Annotated in this window: 15 protein-coding genes and 2 riboswitches; of the genes, 12 read left to right on the top strand and 3 right to left on the bottom strand. The window is 43.0% G+C overall.

All coding sequences use genetic code 11. The annotated features are described in order from the left end of the window. Positions 1–5: 5 nt before the first annotated feature. From DOT_RS05270 to asrC, 12 genes are all read left to right on the top strand, one after another. Positions 6–311: an aldehyde dehydrogenase family protein gene (locus tag DOT_RS05270; RefSeq protein WP_348982137.1), complete on the top strand. Its 306-nt coding sequence runs from the start codon at positions 6–8 to the stop codon at positions 309–311. Between the two features lie 15 nt (positions 312–326). Further along, positions 327–488 carry a hypothetical protein gene (locus DOT_RS31680; protein WP_242833775.1) on the top strand — a complete coding sequence of 54 codons (162 nt, stop codon included), beginning with the start codon at positions 327–329 and terminating at the stop codon, positions 486–488. 34 nt (positions 489–522) lie between these two features. Next, positions 523–729 (top strand): hypothetical protein, encoded by a 207-nt coding sequence (locus DOT_RS31675; protein WP_009615278.1) that lies wholly within the window; start codon positions 523–525, stop codon positions 727–729. A 63-nt stretch (positions 730–792) separates the two neighbouring features. Beyond that, positions 793–970, top strand: a riboswitch (cobalamin riboswitch). Between the two features lie 105 nt (positions 971–1,075). After that, complete coding sequence (locus DOT_RS05260; RefSeq protein WP_009615274.1) at positions 1,076–2,449, top strand: UbiD family decarboxylase; 1,374 nt, start codon at positions 1,076–1,078, stop codon at positions 2,447–2,449. A gap of 95 nt (positions 2,450–2,544) precedes the next feature. After that, a complete protein-coding gene (locus DOT_RS05255; protein ID WP_009615273.1) occupies positions 2,545–4,662 on the top strand; it encodes a hydantoinase/oxoprolinase family protein in 2,118 nt (705 codons plus the stop codon). Beyond that, positions 4,643–6,394, top strand: coding sequence for a hydantoinase B/oxoprolinase family protein (locus DOT_RS05250; RefSeq protein ID WP_040411317.1), 1,752 nt, complete (start codon positions 4,643–4,645; stop codon positions 6,392–6,394). The genes DOT_RS05255 and DOT_RS05250 overlap by 20 nt, the downstream gene beginning before the upstream one ends. Positions 6,395–6,548: 154 nt before the next feature. Then, a riboswitch (cobalamin riboswitch) is annotated at positions 6,549–6,723 on the top strand. 70 nt (positions 6,724–6,793) lie between these two features. Continuing rightward, on the top strand, positions 6,794–8,320 hold the full coding sequence (locus DOT_RS05245; protein WP_009615269.1) for an ABC transporter ATP-binding protein: 1,527 nt from the start codon (positions 6,794–6,796) through the stop codon (positions 8,318–8,320). A 93-nt stretch (positions 8,321–8,413) separates the two neighbouring features. Continuing rightward, a complete protein-coding gene (locus DOT_RS05240; RefSeq protein WP_009615267.1) occupies positions 8,414–9,151 on the top strand; it encodes an energy-coupling factor transporter transmembrane component T in 738 nt (245 codons plus the stop codon). A 29-nt stretch (positions 9,152–9,180) separates the two neighbouring features. Next, on the top strand, positions 9,181–9,711 hold the full coding sequence (locus DOT_RS05235) for a hypothetical protein (RefSeq protein ID WP_009615265.1): 531 nt from the start codon (positions 9,181–9,183) through the stop codon (positions 9,709–9,711). Between the two features lie 156 nt (positions 9,712–9,867). Beyond that, a complete protein-coding gene (gene asrA, locus DOT_RS05230; RefSeq protein ID WP_009615256.1) occupies positions 9,868–10,878 on the top strand; it encodes an anaerobic sulfite reductase subunit AsrA in 1,011 nt (336 codons plus the stop codon). Continuing rightward, on the top strand, positions 10,871–11,692 hold the full coding sequence (gene asrB / locus DOT_RS05225) for an anaerobic sulfite reductase subunit AsrB (protein WP_009615255.1): 822 nt from the start codon (positions 10,871–10,873) through the stop codon (positions 11,690–11,692). The genes asrA and asrB overlap by 8 nt, the downstream gene beginning before the upstream one ends. A gap of 16 nt (positions 11,693–11,708) precedes the next feature. Further along, positions 11,709–12,701, top strand: coding sequence for a sulfite reductase subunit C (asrC, locus tag DOT_RS05220; RefSeq protein WP_040411316.1), 993 nt, complete (start codon positions 11,709–11,711; stop codon positions 12,699–12,701). Here asrC and DOT_RS29605 read toward each other — a convergent pair. The 3 genes from DOT_RS29605 to DOT_RS05205 form a co-directional block, all read right to left on the bottom strand. Beyond that, a complete protein-coding gene (locus tag DOT_RS29605; protein WP_009615253.1) occupies positions 12,698–13,000 on the bottom strand; it encodes a hypothetical protein in 303 nt (100 codons plus the stop codon). The genes asrC and DOT_RS29605 overlap by 4 nt on opposite strands. A 110-nt stretch (positions 13,001–13,110) precedes the next feature. Then, on the bottom strand, positions 13,111–14,148 hold the full coding sequence (locus DOT_RS05210; protein ID WP_009615252.1) for an ATP-binding protein: 1,038 nt from the start codon (positions 14,146–14,148) through the stop codon (positions 13,111–13,113). 205 nt (positions 14,149–14,353) lie between these two features. After that, positions 14,354–14,671 (bottom strand): AzlD domain-containing protein, encoded by a 318-nt coding sequence (locus DOT_RS05205; RefSeq protein ID WP_009615251.1) that lies wholly within the window; start codon positions 14,669–14,671, stop codon positions 14,354–14,356. Between the last annotated feature and the right edge of the window lie 152 nt (positions 14,672–14,823).

Below are 14,823 nucleotides of genomic sequence, written 5' to 3'. Positions count from 1 at the left end.
ACAAGATTCATTTAATCTTTGGACCAGTTTTAGGGGTAATGACTTTCAGCGATGAGGAAGAAGCAATACGCATGGTCAATGATACGGAATATGGATTGCATGCCTCTATATGGTCAAATGATGTCAATGAGGTCCATCGATTATCCAAAGCAATTCAAGCGGGCACAGTTTCAGTGAACTGTTGTTCTGAACAGGATATGGGTACCCCATTTGGGGGGGTTAAACAATCGGGTTCTATGGGTAGGGACAAGTCCCTCTGGGCGAACCGTCAATATACTGAAATGAAGACGATTTGGATGAAAATAAGGTAATTATAAAATACTTCCGTGTTCTTAGTGTATGATCCAGAAGAAATGCCGTCCATCACTGTATTAGAGGTGGACGGCATTTCAAGCCCCTTTCATATTTTACTCAAAGATGTCAAGATTAGTTTGGAGCCTAGTGCTCAGAAGATCCAGGTAAAATTCCCAGTGAAAGTGGATTTTTAGATTGCAAATTCCCGTTTGAGCTTTCCCAGGAAAGATGGGCAAACTGATTATCAAGGACATTGTAAACGAGAACAGAGAAACGATAATCTGGTATACAGCTGAAGGCAAAGCGCCGTATCATCAGGGTAAAGCGTTATACATTAAAGATACTGCCAGGGAAAATGTGGCCGCCCAAAATTATGATATTCGAAGAGACGTGGCACAGGAGATCAAGCAATGTTGGATGAGTTTAGAATTATAAATCCGCAAAAAGCAGGAATTATTAAATTTATGTCGAAAGATTAACTATTCCAATAATAAAAACGATAACTTTTATGTTACAGGTGCCCTTAACGGGAGAATAGGGAATCAGGTACTTATCCTGAGCGGACCCACCACTGTGAAGAGAGAGTCTTGTACACTGGCCACTGGCTTTCGCTGGGAAGGCGTACAGAGATGATGACCTTTGAGCCAGAAGACCTGCCTGTAATGTTGATTAGTTTGCCTTGGGCAGACTGTAGTGGGCGACGGTAAAGTTCACAGTCTTTGTGACTGTGGGCTTTTTTATCGCCTTTTTTCTTTATACGAAGCTGGAGGAGGTAAACATCGTGGAACAGGATTTGAGAACATTTATTGAACGAGTTAAACAGCAAAATCCCTTAGAGGTTGTCCATGTTCAGGAGGAAATTGATCCTAAGTATGAAATAAGTACGTTAATTATGGAATTGGAGAAAGCGCGTCGCTATCCATTGACGATTTTTGAAAAGGTTAAGGGCCATGATATTTCTGTGGTAACCAATGTCTTGGCCCCTCGTGAGCGTTTGGCCTTAGCGATGAACGTAGCTCCCAACGATCTGGCCGCTGAGTTTTCCAAGCGTATTAATCAGCGGATCGAACCAGTGGAGGTAGCTGATGCTCCGTTTCAAGAGAATGTCTTTGTAGGCTCTGAGGTTGATCTGTATAAATTGCCGATCTTAACTCACTTTCCGATTGATGCAGGGCCTTACATTACCGCAGGTTTGGTCATTGCTCGAGATCCAGAGACAGGAGTAGAAACTGCAGGTTATCACCGGATGCAATTGAAAGGGAAGGACAAACTAGGCATCAGCCTCCATTCCCGCCAACGTTTATGGGAGTACTTTCGCCGCTCAGAAGAACTAGGTAAGTCACTAGAAGCGAGCATCGTTCTCGGTATCCATCCTAATATTTCCATGGGCTCCATGGCTTTGATACCCTACAATCAAGGAAAGTTTGCAGCCATGGGGGGATTGTTCGGTGCTCCTATGGAAGTCGCTCACTGTAAAACAGTGGATTTGATGGTTCCAGCTTATGCTGAGGTAGTGATTGAAGGGGAAATTGTCGCAGGAGCTCGGGAATCCGAAGGCCCATTTGCCGAATTTACCAATTATGCCTGTTATCGTAGTACGGAAAATGTTTTCAAAGTTAAAGCGATTCAGTATCGTACAAAACCATTGTTTCAGGATATTACGCCTGGCATGAGTTCGGAGCACATTACGATTGTCGCCGTGCAACGAGAAGGGGATGTGTTGAATGCCCTGAACCGAACCCTACCTAACGTTAAGAACGTCCATGCTCCCATTTCAGCTTGCGGGCTATTTCATTGTTACATTTCCATGAAGAAAATTGCTGAAGGTCAGGCCCAGCAAGCGATTTTTACAGCTTTTTCAGTGGACCATAATCTGAAGATGGTAGTTGTAGTCGACGAAGACGTGGATGTCTTTGATGAGCGCCAGGTTCTTTGGGCCATGGCGACCCGACTGCAGGCAGATAGGGGAGTGACCATCGTGCCTCAACATATGGGAATGGGTTGTACGCTAGATCCGTCCAGTGATGAATTAAGTCGAACGGCAAAAATGGGTATCGATGCAACGAAACCCCTCCAAGGGTTTGCACCCGTGGTAGAAATGTCGACCGAAGTACAACAGCAGATTCGGCGATTCATGGGGTCCTTTGGCTTATAATCGCAGTTCGAGGTTCGAATATCGAATATCGAACTTCAAAAGATTACATTTGGTCCCCGTCCTGGGGACTTCTTATTTTTCAAAGGAGGATAAACATGTTCGAAATAGCCGTTGATGTCGGGGGAACATTCGCAGACTTTGTGGTTCGAGAGCAGCAAGGGCGCACTTATACTGCCAAAGTCCCATCAAGTTTGGATGATCCTCTGCAACCGATGCTACGTGGTTTATCAGAACTAGCCCATAGATTCGGTCTCTCGCTTCCAGACTTTCTTGGGCAAACGGAGAAATTTATACATGGGACTACCGTAGGGATCAATGCTCTTTTGCAGGGTCAAGGCGTGAAAACTGCCTTAATTACGACGGAGGGCTTTCGTGATGCCTTAGAATTACGTCGTTCCCGTTTGGCTGAACAATGGAATTTCCGTCAGGCCTTACCACCCGTTCTAGTCCCTCGATTTCTGCGCCTTGGACTGCAAGAACGCATGGATTATAGGGGTGTGTCGATTAAGGCTGTGGATAGTGTGCAAGTGAAAGAAATTGCTGCTTTCTTACAACGAGAAGAGGTAGAAGCCGTTGCTGTTTGCTTGCTCTTTGCGTGTCGCAACTCGGAACACGAAATAGAGTTTAAAGAGCGTTTGCAGGCCCTTTTGCCCGATCTCTTTATCACCCTTTCCTCGGAACTTTCTTCCCAACTAGGGGAATACGAGCGGACCACAACAACAGTCTTAAATGCGCGTTTGAGTCCGGTGTTAAGTCATTATTTGCAGGACTTGAGGACTCATCTGCGCGATCAAGGACTCAGGGTGCCCATTTCGATTGCCCAAAATAATGGTGGTTTGACTGATTTAGAGCAAGCAAGCCGGCGCGCTGTGCACAGCCTTTTTTCAGGTCCTGCAGGAGGAGTTAAAGGGGGATGGGCACTGGCCCGTGAGCAGGGACTGTCCGAATTGGTTGTAGCCGATATGGGGGGAACCAGCTTCGATGTTTCTTTAATCAGACAAGGGGAAATGGAAATGACTCCCCAGGCAGAGATTGCTGGATACCCAGTTCAACTACCGATGTTAGATATCCATACTGTCGGGGCTGGCGGAGGAAGTATTGCTTGGTTGGACAAGGGAGGAATGTTGCGGGTTGGACCGCAATCCGCGGGTGCCAAGCCTGGGCCGATTTGCTATGGCTTGGGTGGGCAAGAACCAACGATAACGGATGCAGCGTTAATCATGGGTTTATTAGATAGTTCGGATTTTTTGGGCGGCCGTATGCCGTTGGATGCGCAACTGGCTTACCAGGCTATTGAAACGAAAATAGCTCGTCCTTTAGGATTATCTGTCCACGAAGCGGCCTATGCTATTTATCAGGTGGCTCTTTCCTTGATGATTGATGCCGTCTACTTAATGACTGTAAAAAAAGGGTATGACCCTCGTTCTTTCGCGTTGGCAGCTGTTGGGGGGGCCCTGCCTTTGTTTGCCACAGCTTTAGCAGCAGGGGCAGGTATCCAGCGGGTTGAAGTTCCGGAACTAGCTCCGGTTTTTTGTGCCCAAGGATTGCATCATGCTCGTTTTCAGTTTGAGGTTCTTCGCAGTGTCTTTGAAGAGCTGGGAAAAGTACCCAATCCACAATGGTATGATCTTTTTGCTGAGATGCAACATCAGGTCGACCAAGAGTTGACCCGCCTCGGAGTTAAGAGCGAGCAGCGCAGATATGTTTGGTCTGCTGATTTAAAGTACCCTGATCAACATCATGAACTTAATATCACTCTGTCTGGTGACCTCAAAGACCTTGCCGTTTGGCAACAGTTAAAGAAGGAGTTTCATCAAACGCATCAGAAACTTTATGGGTATAGTCAGCCGGAGAAGCCTTTAGAACTTGTTAACTTGCGCTTGTTAGCCCTAGAGAAGGAAGAACTCTCCTCAGAGTGGAAGGCACAAGGAGCGATGTTCAAAGATCCTAGTATGAACGATGATGCTGCTAAGAATTCCATACCTCGAATTAAGCAACGCTCAATCTACTGGCGTGGGAGTTTGCAAACGATGAAAGTTTACCCTTGGCAAGGCTTAGAGGTCGGAGGGTGCATCGAAGGGCCCGCTTTAATTCAGAAGGAGTATACGACAATTTTAGTGGAAGAACACTGCCAGGCTAAAATAGATCCGGCAGGAAATCTATCTATTATAATAGGAAAGGATGGGCGTAAAAATGAATGCCAAAATGGATGAGATTATCGAGCGTGCAGTGATTGCCAACCGTCTTGATACAATCACCAAAGAAATGGGCTATGCATTAGAACGGTCATCCAGGTCCCCAATTTTTGCTGAGGCCTGTGATTTTGCCTGTGGAATATGTAATGGGGTTGGAGATCTAGTCTCTCAAATCAATGGAATCCCTATTTTAGCAGCAGCTGGTACGTTTAGCGTCCAAGAAGTTATCAGGAAATACGCTGGACAGATCGAAGAGGGTGATGTCTTTATCCTTAACGATCCTTATCAAGGGGGAAATCATCTTCCGGATATCGGAATTATTACACCGTTAGTTATGGAGGGAGAGGTACTCTTCTATTGTGTTAGCCGAGCACATCATGGAGATATAGGAGGTTCCGTGGCGGGTAGTTATAATGCCAAAGCTACGGAGATTTTTCAGGAGGGCTTGCGCATCCCCCCCACCAAGCTTGTGAGCAGAGGGCGGGTGATTAACGAGGTCATGGATCTGATCCTGCAAAATGTCAGAAATCCGCAAATGCTGCAAAATGATTTGTGGGCCCAGATGGGGGCGAACAACATCGGTCTTGCTCGTCTAAGAGAGTTAGTAGGGCATTACTCAGTTGCTAGGATCAAGGGAACGGTTGCTTATCTCCTCGATCATGCCGAAAGCCTCACTCGTTCAGCGATTAAACGTTTGCCGGATGGAGCTTATACTGCTGAAGAATGGGTTGATGATGATGGCTTTCAAGAGAAGCCGATCAGGATTAGAGTGACAGTGACCATTAACGGAGAGGAAATGACACTTGATTTTCAAGGTACCGATCCTCAAGTCCAAGGTTTTGTCAATTCTGCCTTAGTCACTAGTACGACCGCAGCTTGGATTGGGGCCCTTTGGGCGTTAGGCTCCGATATTCCCCGCAATAGCGGGGCGTTTCGAGCGATCAAAGTTTGTTTGCCTGAGGGGAGTTTGCTGAACCCTCGGGACCCGTCTCCGGTCACCTTAAGTACACTTACCCCAGCCAGTGAAATCATCAGCGCGATCTTTCAAGCCCTAGATCCAATCGCGGGGGGATGTTTGCCTGCTGGTTTTGGGCGTTACTGTGGGCCATCCTTTTATGGCATTGATCCCCGTAATCAGGGTTTTTACGTGGGTTTTGCTTTTTGCGCCTTAGGTTCAGGCGGGGGGATATCCGGGCGAGATGGTTATCCCTATATGGCTCCATTGTCCAATTATGGAGGTGTTCGTGCCCCTAATATTGAAGCGAATGAAATTCAATACCCGCATTTGACCTTGTGCCATGAGATGGAAATGGACACTGCTGGGTCTGGAATGTGGCGTGGCGGACCGGGTGTTCGTTATAGCCTTAAGTTTTACGGTGAGCCGACGAATATTGTTATGTTTGGTGATGGCATGAAAATTCCCCCCTTTGGTACTTCGTCCGGTCAACCTGGAAGTCTAAACTTTGCCGAATTATCCTTGCCAGATGGACAAACGTTGACTCTGGCGAGCAAAGAAAATGCACGTATCTTGCCAGAGGGGACGGTACTCACTGTGATTTCCTCAGGCGGTGGTGGTTGGGGAGACCCTAGACAGCGTGAACCAGAGAGAGTGGAGCAAGATGTTTTGAATGGTCTCATTTCTCCGGTTAAGGCCAGGCAAGATTATGGGGTTGTCTTAACGAAGGAAGGGATTGACTGGGCAGCAACCAGCGAATTGCGCCTACCCAATATAGGGGGAATTGACAGCTAATTGACTTTCATTTAGAGGTAGGTGACATGGTGAGCATCGAAGGCTGACTTTTCCAAAAGTGTATTTTTTAGAAAAGAGGTTAATGAATAAATGAATTTCTTAATTGAAACGTTACTGTTGACAAAATAAATAAATTATTCTATCATATGGTCAAGTGAATAGTTTATTTATAGGTGCCCGCAAGGGATAATAGGGAACCAGGTAGTAATCCTGGACGGACCCACCACTGTAATTAGACGTTAAGAATGTACATTGGCCACTGGGATAACTGGGAAGGCGTACATTTTAGTCTATAAGTCAGGAGACCTGCCTACTAAATATTGCAATTAGGACAATGGTAAAGTTCTAGCTTTTTATTAAGCTAGAACTTTTTTATTTTTTAATGCTTTAGGAGTTGCTATGGAAACGATTGCAAAAATTAACATTGAAAGACTTGTATTCCCACATGAAGAAAAACCTGTGCTCAAAAACATTTGTTTTGAGATAAATCAAGGAGATTTCATCGTCATTACCGGGGGTGTAGCCTCTGGTAAATCAGTTTTATTACACTCCATCACAGGGGCAATCCCTCACTACCATAAAGCCGAATTAACAGGCCAGGTCACAATCCTGGGAAACGATCTCCAGGACATGCACCTCAATAAAATGTCCGACTATGTGGGATATATGATGCAAGAACCTCAGAATCAAATTATCAGTCTAGATGTTTACGAGGAGGTGGCCTTCGGTCTCGGAAACTTGGAAATCCCCCTTCAGCAAATTGATCAGACGGTCAAAAATACTTTGGAATTTGTGGGTCTAGCAGGCTATGAAAACAGACAGACTGCTTCGCTTTCAGGTGGAGAGGCCCAAAGAGTTGTTTTAGCCAGTGTATTGGCCCTCAATGCCCCAATTTTGATTCTTGATCAACCGACTGCTGAACTGGATCCCCAGGGTCGAGATGAGCTGTATAGACGATTAGCTTTGTTAAATAAAACTAAGAATTTGACGATTGTTTTGGTCATGGACCGAATCGAAGAAGTCCTTAATTATGCCAACAGAGTCTTCTATATACAGGACGGTGAGATTGTCAGACAGTATGCTCCTGAGGAATATTACAAGGATCAGATCGAACAACGCAGAGAAAGGCTAAAAAACAACATTTTTTTCCATACGGGGAACGTTGTACCCAAGGAAATCGTTGCAGAAATGATCAATGTTACCTACCAGTACAAGAACAATCTACAGGGTTGTGCAGACATTAATTTAGAAATTTATAAGGGCGATTTTTTATCGGTCGTTGGTTTAAATGGCTCTGGAAAATCGACCTTGGCCAAACTGCTTATCGGGCTGATGAAGCCTTCTAAGGGTGAAATTAAAGTGTTTAATCAGCCCCTAACTAAGGAAAATCTCCCAGAGATCCGTGTGCACACAGGCTTCCTGTTTCAAAATCCCGACTATCAAATCTTTGCCAGCACGCTGGAAGAAGAGGTTGGATTTTCACTAAAGCTAAGGGGTGAACAAAATGAAGTCATAGATCAGAAGATTGATGAATGCCTTAGATTTGTGGGGCTGCAGAACTATAAAAAAATGCATCCCCAGCGCTTAAGCCGCGGCCAACGCCAGCTTTTGGCACTAGCCTCCATCTTGGTCAATGATCCGAACTTCATCATTGCCGATGAACCGACATCGGGCCTCGACGAAAACCAAGGATATATGATCATGGATAAGCTATTTGCTTTAGCGAAAAATGGCAAGACAATCCTGGTTATTACTCACGATCTGACCATGGCTAGAAACTATTCAAACAGGTTGGTTGCCATGCATAACCACCGGATTCAGCTTGATATTTCGATCAAAGATCTCGATAAGCACCTCGCGACTCTTAATGCTATTGGCCTAGATTTCCACAATATAATTTCATTCAGGGAGCATTCCTGTAAGTAACACGTGAAAAGTTCTTTTGGTGAGTTAGCAATCCTATAAAAAAAGAGGAAAACCAAGAAAATCAAGTTAATACAGGGAGGTTTAAGATATAAGATGGGACTTTCTAAGCTTGATCCCCGGACGAAACTTGTCTGGTATGCTCTGATGATTTATTTTTCGCTGAGTTGTCAAACTACCGTTCAACTGGGTAGTGTTTTACTAGTATGTATTATGGCGTCTTTTATTTTAACTCGTTCATTGAAGCAATATAAGAGCATGATTATGATTCTAGTGCTTTTGGGGCTTCAGATACTGATCGTTCAACTGATCTTTTGTCGCGAAGGAGTTTTAATCTATCAATGGGGAATTCTTAAAATCTACAGTGAAGCCATACCCCTAGCGATCACTGGCATCCTGAAAGCTTCCCTTATTTTTTTTGCAAGCATGCAATTCTTCACCTCAGCCTCGCCCCAAGAATTTACCCTAATGCTCATGAAGTTTAAGGTTCCCTACCGCTATGCCATGCTGGCAGGACTGAGCGTTCGTTTCTTCCCTCTGATGAAAGCCGAATACATATCCATAATGGACAGTCAACGTACCCGGGGACTAAAAATGGAAAGCGTCTGGGACAATCTCAAAAGTATCATCCCAACTTTCCTGCCTTTTTTATATCGCGCCGTCCGTCGCTCAACAGAAACAGCTCTGGCTATGGAGTTGAGGGGATATGGACGAAGCAGAACCCGAACTTTTTCTTCTGCTTTAGCTATTAAGCAATACGATATTGCTTTAATCACAGCGATGTTATTGGTAATGATCATCAGCCTTACAAGCAAGGTATTACCATTAATATAATTATCATAAATTTAGGAGGAGAGTTAAAAATGAAAGAGAAGTTAGTCAGAACAGATACTAAAGCACTTGTTGGCGCAGTTATTATTGGAATCGTATTTGTGATTATGGAGCAGGTAACTGGACGTATTGATGCTGTTTTGGACCCGACCCTCTTACTGCTCAATGGTACATGCTGGGCATTTTTTACAGGTCTCATAGTTTTAATGTACAAACAACCGGCGGGTATTATAGCTGGTTTAGTTGAAGCTATTGTAGCTATGGCTACAGCTTACTCACCACTGGCCTTTTTCTTCTTATTTGCTAATACCATTGGATCGATTGTCTACTCACTAATTGCCATGAAATTTTCCATGGAAAAATTAAGCCACCATATACTGGCGCAGATCGGTTGTACTGTTACTGGCAATCTATGCGTAATGGCGGGATTAATTTATGTCATTCATCTTGATTGGAAGATCGCACTTTTAAGTTCATGCATAACTGCCCTAGTAGGAACAATTGTGGCAGGTATTCTGACGAAGAGTGTTTACGGGTCCTTACGAAAATCGGCATTGCTCTAGAAAAACTATTTTGGTGGTGATCGGTTTTGGAGACTATAAAGGGAGAGCTTTAATGGCTCTCCCTTTATAGTCTCATTCTATTGTGATAGGAATCACAGTCACAAAGGAATCAGTGGTTTATACTTGAAGTTAAGAAAATCAGAGGAAGTGTTAAGTTTGGGCTATAAGTATACTGCCGCAGCATTTAATCAACTTCTTGAGAATCTAAGGAAAAAACATCGAGTTTATGCTCCAATCTTATTAAAAGGTAAGGGAAAGTTTTCGGATGCCGATTTGGTTGGTTATGACGAAATAGCGAGAGTTGAAGAGGTTGTATTTAATCAGAAATCGTATTTTTCCCCCAAGGAAACCTTTTATCCGATTACCCAGACACTATTTTATTTTGCCGGAGATGAGTTTAAGGAATCCGTCGTCGATGAAAAGGGTATCATTGTTTTCCTTCGCGCTTGTGATATTCAAGCTGTAGAACGTCTGGATAAGATTATGTTAGAAAACGGTCTCTCACCGGACTATTATTATGAGCGGTTGAGAAAGCACCTTAAATTTATTGTTATGGATTGTCAAGAAAGCTTTGACAGTTGTTTTTGTGTCAGCATGGGGACGAATACCACTAAGAATTATAGTGCTTCAGTGCGTTATGAAAATGGTCTCTACCTTAGTGATGTCAAGATAGATATTGACGGATTGTTTGCTCTCTATGGTGAGCAATTTGAGGTATCTCCCCAGTTTGTTGAGACCAATAAGCAAATGGTTCAGGTTCCGCAAAATCTAAACCTAGAGTCAGTTGCCATAAATCCTATCTGGGAGGAGTATGGTGCTCGCTGTATTGCTTGTGGACGATGTACGGTAGTTTGTCCAAGCTGTAGTTGTTATACGATGCAGGATATTTTCTATGAAGATAATCCTAAATGTGGAGAGAGACGGCGTGTGTGGGCTAGTTGTCATATTGATGGATTTACAGATATGGCAGGTGGGCATAGTTTTCGCCGCACCAACGGGGAACGCATGCGCTTTAAGGTCATGCACAAAATTAACGACTTTAAACAAAGATTTGGAGTTCATATGTGTGTAGGATGTGGACGTTGTGATAATGCCTGTCCGGAATATATCTCCTTGGCTCACTGCATCGATCGATTGGGCAAAGAGGAGGTAGGCAACTGTGGTTAACAATAATTATTTGCCATTTAAGGCAAAGATCTTAGACAAGTACCAACAAACTGAACTGGATTGGACATATCGTTTAGAATGCCAGATAAAGCCAATCTTTGGTCAGTTTATGGAAGTTTCTCTCCCGGGAGTTGGGGAGTGCCCGATTTCGATCAGTGATTTTGGTGAGGGTTATATTGAAATGACGATTCGCACAGTTGGCCAAGTGACTGAGGGTATTGAAAAACTGAACCCGGAAGATTATCTATATCTGCGTGGTCCCTACGGGATTGGGTTCCCGATTGAGTCATTTTATAATAAACACTTAATTATCGCAACCGGTGGAACTGGATTAGCTCCGGTCAAGAGTATCATTAATTACTTCTATGCTCATCCAGAACTTCTGAAACAATGTGATATCTTAACCGGGTTTAAAACTCCCAGTGATGTCTTATTTACAAGCGATTTAGATAAATGGTCGCAACTCTTTAGGGTTGAAGTCACGGTGGATAAACTGGACGAGTTTGGGAATCTCGAAGTTATACCTAATTCCTGCTCGCGTAAAACAGGCCTAATTACTAGCCTGATCCCAGAAGTTCAGCTCCCCTCACTTGAGGATGTGCGAGTTGTCATCGTTGGGCCACCTATAATGATGAGATATACCGCTCAAGAATTTCTGTGTAGAGGCTTGAAGCAAGAGAATATCTGGGTTTCCTTCGAACGTAAGATGTCCTGTGGGCTCGGCAAATGTGGGCACTGCAAGATCGACGAGACCTATGTTTGTTTGGAAGGACCTGTGTTTAATTTTACTAAAGCGCAAACTCTCTTGGATTAAAGTAGGAGGGATTATTTTGACGATTAATACGAAAAGGGTTATGAAAAATGCCTGGCGTATCACCAGAGACAGGAATCTTACGTGCTTGCGTATTAGGGTGCCTGGCGGGTATTTACCCGTGAAGTTACTTCCGCTTATCCAGGAGATTGCTGAACGCTTTGGTAATGGCGCAGTGCATATTACTACTCGGCAAGGGTTTGAAATTCCCGGAATCGCCTTCGAACATATGACCGAAATTAATGCTTTGCTGACACCGCTAATTGAAGAGCTTGAAGTTAAGATTGGAGTAACTATTGATCAACCTGATCAAGGATATCCCTCAGCTGGGACACGTAATGTTGTAGCCTGTATTGGCAACAAGGTTTGCACCAATGCTGTGTTTGATACGACGGCTTTAGCGAAAGATATTGAGAAAATAATCTATCCTAATAATCCGCACGTTAAGATTGCTGTCACTGGCTGCCCAAATGACTGTGTAAAGGTTCATATGCATGATATAGGAATTTTAGGGCAGGTTGAACCGCTTTATGATGCTCAACGTTGTATAGGCTGCCAGGCCTGTATTAATAATTGTCACAAGGTTTCCACAGGAGCTCTTACCCTGGTTAATTATAAAGTAAAACGAGATGCCTCACGTTGTATTGGCTGTGGTGAGTGTGTACTAAAATGCCCGACAGCTGCTTGGACTCGGGGAGGAAAATATTATCGAGTGGTGATTATGGGGAGAACTGGGAAAAAGAATCCTCGCGTAGCTGCCACTTTCTTGGAATGGGCAGAACGCGAAGTGGTCTTGAAACTTTGTGCTAACCTTTATGTCTATATTGATAAGCACATTGATCGCTCTCTTCCCAAAGAACATGTGGGGTACATCGTGGATCGAACGGGCTATCCTATTTTTAAAGAGGAGATGCTGAAGAATGTGGATTTAGGTTCTAAAGCACAACTTGCCAGTATTTTGAATTTTGCGGGGCCGATGTACGATAACCATGTAAGTTTTCTTAATACCTAATTCTTCAAAGTAAATGTGGTTTCTATCGCGTTGGTAAGCAGTTCTTTCCAAGAATCAAATTTGGTAGTTTTTGCAACATGAGCATCAATGTCTTCATCTGGGATAGCCTCGTAATCTTCCTCGGAATTTATTACAAATCCGCCAGCAGATAGAAGTTCTTCGATAGAGTCAAACTGAGTGTTCAGTTGCATAAATTCCGATGTAAAAAGATCGGTAAACGACAAGGAACCTTCTACGCCATTAGTTGTCGTCTGTTGTTGATCCGAATCAACTTCAAAATTGTTGAATCCCTCGATCAAGATTATCACCTCTCCCTGCGAGTTGTTATTTTAGTATTATCCATTTCTACATGCTTTAACAGAATTCTATTAATCGAGCTCAGATCGTTGGTCACGAATAAGAACCAGACTTAATGATTGTTTTTGAATCTGACTAAAAACGTTGTTCCTGTTGAGCAGGTAATTGTTTCTATTCTACCTTTATGTCGGTCAACAATTTTATAACACACCGCTAGACCCAAACCTGTACCCTTATCTTTAGTAGTAAAAAAGGGAACCCAAATTCTGTCTAATATTTCAGGACTAATGCCCGTTCCTTGATCTTTAAAAGACAATATAATTTCATTTTCCTCGCTAAATGTCTGTATGGTTAGTTTTCCGCCAGCAGGCATGGCCTCAAGGCCATTAAGAGCCAGATTTAGAATGAGTTGCCTAATTTCATGCTCATTTAATAACAGATTTGGGATATCTCCTTTAAGGAATTCTATCTCTTTATCAGTGGAGAGAGCATCGGCTTCGATTAAGGGACTCATTAAATCTATAATTGAGTTAATGTTTGTTGAACTAACCGAAGCCGTTTTAGTACCTGCTAAGGATAGAAACTCTGTAATAATGGAGTTAGCCCTATTAATCTCGTCAATCATTATTCTGTAATACTCGTTATTTTTAGGTTCCCGACCTTGAAGTAATTGGAGGAACCCTTTTATAGTAGTTAAAGGATTTCTTATTTCATGACTAATACTCGCTGATATTTCCCCGATAATATTAAGCGCTTCTAATTTAAATAATTCTTTTTCTATTAATTTTTTCTCGGTAATATCAATGAAGAAAACTGACAATCCGCTTTCTGATGGATATGCTTTAACTTCGTACCATTTACCTGTTCTGCAACCATGATGTTCAAAATGTACAGGTTCCTTATTTTGCAAAGATTTATGGAGTTCTTCATATATTATTGTATTGGTCGAATCTGGATAAACAGTCCAAATAGATTTATTCATTAATTCTTCTTTTGACCGCATGAAGATTCTTCCAGCTTGATCATTTAAGTATATAAACCGAAAATTTTCATCGAGTGCAAAGAAAGCATCGATTATCCTTTCTAAAATTAAACTGCTGCTTAGTGTTGAGATTGGAAGAGACTCCTTTTCAGTTATCTGTTTTTTCAAGGTATTTCCTCCCTTGTCTCGAATAAGTATAATTTTCTACATTTATTAGCAAAAATCCTTTATTTTGTCATTCTTCCGTGCTATGGTAATATGACATATTACGATGGCGTTTAGGAGTCGTTATGATCTGCATCGCTCACATCATAACCTTAAATAGCCCCTCATTCAAAGGAATGAGGGGCTATTTAAGGTTATCTACATTAACTTACATTAACTTCAGGACGAACATAATCGACATTCCCAGACATAAGGTGGCAATAATATTCCGGCTCTTATAGGCCACAAAAGCTGCTGCTATGCCCGCAATCAGGTAGTGATTGTTTAAACTAAGATCCAAATATCCCTTGGGTAAAAGTAAGGACGGTATGATTAAGGCTGTCAATATGGAAACCGGGACATATTTTAACCATCTGTTTAACCAGGTTGGTACCCCCGTAAACCGGAATAAAGCTAGAGTACCAAATCTGGTGAAATAAGTAACTAAAGTCATCCCGATAATGATGTAAAAAACCTCACTACGCATGGTCACTTTCCCCCTCTAATAAGCCTCCTATTAAACTGGCTGTAAGACAGGCGATAATAATATACCACTTACCAGGTAAATACAGCGCAGCAAATACCGAAATCACTGCAGCCATACCGAATACAATTAGACTGACGCGGTCTGCCAGCAGA

It is taken from the genome of Desulfosporosinus sp. OT (assembly GCF_000224515.1).
In the GTDB taxonomy this organism is placed as follows: Bacteria; Bacillota; Desulfitobacteriia; order Desulfitobacteriales; family Desulfitobacteriaceae; genus Desulfosporosinus.
Note: the sequence above shows the minus strand (reverse complement) of the source record. Positions and strands in the feature narration are given on the sequence as shown.